Annotated in this window: 1 tRNA gene and 2 rRNA genes (1 of these 3 only partly in view); all 3 read right to left on the bottom strand. The window is 54.1% G+C overall.

The features are described from left to right. Positions 1 to 5 precede the first annotated feature (5 nt). Positions 6 to 82 (bottom strand) — tRNA-Met (locus GGQ88_RS20870). 136 nt (positions 83 to 218) lie between these two features. After that, positions 219 to 333 (bottom strand): 5S ribosomal RNA (gene rrf, locus GGQ88_RS20865). A gap of 147 nt (positions 334 to 480) precedes the next feature. Then, positions 481 to 3,049, bottom strand: a 23S ribosomal RNA gene (locus tag GGQ88_RS20860) (it continues 325 nt past the right edge of the window).

Raw genomic sequence — 3,049 nt, 5'->3', positions numbered from 1 at the left:
CACCTTGGTTGCGGGGGCAGGATTTGAACCTGCGACCTTCAGGTTATGAGCCTGACGAGCTACCGGGCTGCTCCACCCCGCGGTGGGGTATGTCAGACGCGGCGGAGCCGTGTCGGACATATGATCCGTGCGGGTGCCTCGTTGCGGAGGCATGTATCCCTACGGATGATGTGTGAATGGGTTTTTGTGTGTTTGCTGATTTGCGCGCCGGCTTCAATGCCTGGCGACGACCTACTCTTCCAACGCTTTAGCGGTAGTACCATTGGCGCAGTCCGGTTTCACGGCCGAGTTCGAGATGGGATCGGGTGGGACACAGACGCTATGGTCACCAGGCAATGGAGCCGGCGCACAAAGTGCAAACTTGTATATCGATGCTGTTTTATCAGATGCTGTCTGGCTGGTCATCGTCCTCGATGATCAACTTGCATGGTTCACCTTGTGGGTGAGGATCCGTGCAGAGCTGTCATTGATGGTGGAATTCCCAAGCATGAACAGAGTTATTAGGACCGGTTAGCTTCATGCGTTACCGCACTTCCACACCCGGCCTATCAACGTGATGGTCTATCACGACTCGATGATACCTTATCTCGAGGGAGGCTTCCCGCTTAGATGCTTTCAGCGGTTATCCCTTCCATACATAGCTACCCTGCTGCGCTCCTGGCGGAACGACAGGTACACCAGAGGTATGTTCATCCCGGTCCTCTCGTACTAGGGACAACTCCTCTCAAGTATCGACGCCCACGGCAGATAGGGACCAAACTGTCTCGCGACGTTCTGAACCCAGCTCACGTACCACTTTAATTGGCGAACAGCCAAACCCTTGGGACCTGCTCCAGCCCCAGGATGTGATGAGCCGACATCGAGGTGCCAAACGATTCCGTCGATATGAGCTCTTGGGAATCATCAGCCTGTTATCCCCGGCGTACCTTTTATCCGTTGAGCGATGGCCCTTCCACGAGGGACCACCGGATCACTATGACCGACTTTCGTCTCTGCTCGACTCGTCAGTCTCGCAGTCAGGCAGGCTTATGCCATTGCACTCTAACAGCCGGTTTCCAACCGGCCTGAGCCTACCATCGCGCGCCTCCGTTACTCTTTAGGAGGCGACCGCCCCAGTCAAACTACCCGCCACAGAGGGTCCCCGAACCGGATAACGGTCCTGGGTTAGACATCAGAAACAAACAGGGTGGTATTTCACCTATGGCTCCACATCAGCTGGCGCCGATGCTTCAAAGCCTCCCACCTATGCTACACAATTTCTTCCTAATGCCACTCTGAAGCTGCAGTAAAGGTGCACGGGGTCTTTCCGTCTAACCGCGGGTACTCCGCATCTTCACGGAGAATTCAATTTCGCTGAGCATATCCTGGAGACAGTGGGGAAGTCGTTACGCCATTCGTGCAGGTCGGAACTTACCCGACAAGGAATTTCGCTACCTTAGGACCGTTATAGTTACGGCCGCCGTTTACCGGGGCTTCAATTCGGAGCTTGCACTCCTCCTCTTAACCTTCCGGCACCGGGCAGGCGTCAGACCCTATACGTCGTCTTGAAGCCGACTTAGCAGAGTCCTGTGTTTTTGCTAAACAGTCGCTACCCCCTGGCCTGTGCCCCCCAACAGAGCTTGCGCTTAGTTGGGGCCTCCTTCTTCCGAAGGTACGGAGGCAATTTGCCGAGTTCCTTCAGGATACTTCTCTCAAGCGCCTTGGTATACTCTACCTGACCACCTGTGTCGGTTTCGGGTACGGTCTATACGGTGGGGCTATTTCCTGGAACCTCTTCAAAGCCTGACCAATCCGATAAGGTCAGACAATACACGAGATCCGTCACACACCACCAGGCCCACGAATATTAACGTGGTTCCCATCGACTACCCCCTTCGGGCTCGTCTTAGGGGCCGGCTCACCCTGCTCAGATTAGCTTTAAGCAGGAACCCTTGGTCTTTCGGCGAGAGGGCATCTCACCCTCTTTATCGCTACTCATGTCAGCATTCGCACTTCCGATACCTCCACGACCCATTACCAGATCGCTTCACAGGCTTACGGAACGCTCCGCTACCGCGTACTCGTAAACGAGCACACCCTAAGCTTCGGTGCATCACTTTAGCCCCGATACATCTTCGCCGCAGGAACCCTTGTTTAGACCAGTGAGCTGTTACGCTTTCTTTAAAGGATGGCTGCTTCTAAGCCAACCTCCTGGTTGTTTTGGGATTCCCACATGCTTTCCCACTTAGTGATGACTTGGGGACCTTAGCTGTAGGTTAGGGCTGTTTCCCTTTTGACGACGGACCTTAGCACCCGCCGTCTGTCTGCCGGATAAGTCTCGTTGGTATTCGGAGTTTGGTTAGAATTGGTAGATCTCGCGACCCCCGCATCCATCCAGTGCTCTACCCCCAACGGCATACATCCGACGCTCTACCTCAATAGATTTCGCGGAGAACCAGCTATTTCCCGGTTTGATTGGCCTTTCACCCCTAAACACAACTCATCCGAGAATTTTTCAACATTCAACGGTTCGGCCCTCCAGTGCGTGTTACCGCACCTTCAGCCTGGTCATGCCTAGATCACCGGGTTTCGGGTCTAATCCACCAAACTCATTCGCCCTATTCAGACTCGCTTTCGCTACGCCTACACCTAACGGCTTAAGCTTGCTTGGTAGACTAAGTCACTGACCCATTATGCAAGAGGTACGCTGTCACCCCCTAAAGAGGCTCCAACTGATTGTAAGCATTCGGTTTCAGGTACTGTTTCACTCCCCTCATCGGGGTGCTTTTCACCTTTCCCTCACGGTACTGGTTCGCTATCGGTCACATACGAGTATTTAGGCTTGGAGGGTGGTCCCCCCATGTTCAGACAGGATTTCACGTGTCCCGCCCTACTCGAGTCCTTCTCCATCACTTTCGCATACGGGACTGTCACCCGCTATGGTCAGCCTTTCCAGACTGTTCTGCTAGTTGAAGAGAAGGCACTGGCCTGGTCCGCGTTCGCTCGCCACTACTAACGGAATCTCGGTTGATGTCTTTTCCTCCAGGTACTGAGATGTTTCAGTTCCCCG

The sequence above is a fragment of the Novosphingobium hassiacum genome (assembly GCF_014196055.1).
In the GTDB taxonomy this organism is placed as follows: Bacteria; Pseudomonadota; Alphaproteobacteria; order Sphingomonadales; family Sphingomonadaceae; genus Novosphingobium; species Novosphingobium hassiacum.
Note: the sequence above shows the minus strand (reverse complement) of the source record. Positions and strands in the feature narration are given on the sequence as shown.